Raw genomic sequence first — 1,042 nt, forward strand, 5'->3', positions numbered from 1 at the left:
CTTCTGGGTTGAGCGGCTCGCCGGCGCTGCTCACCACGCGCAGGCGGCCCTTGACGCGGGCGGCGGCCTCGGGTCCTTCGGCCAGCAGCAGGCGGAAGGCGGTGGGCGAGCCGGCAAGGCTGGTGACGCCGAGGCGCTCGATGATGTCGTAGGTGCTTTTGGCGGTGAAGGCGCCCTCGTTGAAGGTCGTGGCGATGCCGAGCAGCAGCGGGCCGGTGATGGCGTAATAGAGGCCGTAGGCCCACCCAGGGTCGGCGATGTTCCAGAAGACCTCGTCGGGCCGCAGCCCGATCGCATCGCGCATATAGGCGCCGAAGGCCAGCAGTGCGCTGAGCGGCACCGGAACGCCCTTCGGGAAACCTGTCGTGCCCGAGGTCGACATCATCATGAACAAATCGTCGCCCTTGCGCATCACCGGCTGGCAGTCGGGCGCGGCGGCGGCGAAGGCGGCGCGCAAATCGATGTCGCCGGCCGGCAAGGCCTCGCCGGGGGCAAGGATGGTCGCAACCCGAGGGCAGTCCTCCACCTCGTCGAGTTTGCCGCGGTTGGCCATATTGGTGACGACGAGCTTCGCGCCGCTGGTCTTCAGCCGGTGGTCGATGGCCTTCGGGCCGAAAGCGGTGAACAGCGGCTGGTAGACCGCGCCGATGCGCCAGGTGCCGAGGATGAGCGCCACCAGTTCGGGAATGCGCGGCAGCATGCCGGCGACGACATCGCCGGGACCGACGGCAGCCGCTCTCAGCATGTTGCCGACGCGCGCGGACATGTCCTTGAGGTCGTCGAAACTGAATTCCCGCAGCTCGCCAGCGGCGGAGATCGCGCGCAGCGCCAGCCGGTTCTGGCCGGTATGGCGATCGCAGCATTCGATGCAGGCATTGATGCCGGTCGCGGGATCGCCCTGAAGTCGGGCGATTTCGTCCTCGATGCGAAAGTGAGCAATGGCATCGACATAGCGCGGCAGCGCCGGTGTGTTGGTCATGGCAGTCCTCCCTGGCGGCGCTGCATCTCCCCATGCGGCGCTGTCGTCTGAGAGCTTGCCCGA

At 67.9% G+C, this 1,042-nt stretch carries 1 protein-coding gene; it reads right to left on the minus strand.

Translation table 11 applies throughout. The features are described from left to right. The coding region (locus EOB49_RS34090; protein WP_164781939.1) for an AMP-binding protein at positions 1-979 on the minus strand (979 nt) is incomplete at its 3' end. Positions 980-1,042 lie beyond the last annotated feature (63 nt).

Source organism: Mesorhizobium sp. M7A.F.Ca.MR.148.00.0.0, assembly GCF_003997735.1.
In the GTDB taxonomy this organism is placed as follows: Bacteria; Pseudomonadota; Alphaproteobacteria; order Rhizobiales; family Rhizobiaceae; genus Mesorhizobium.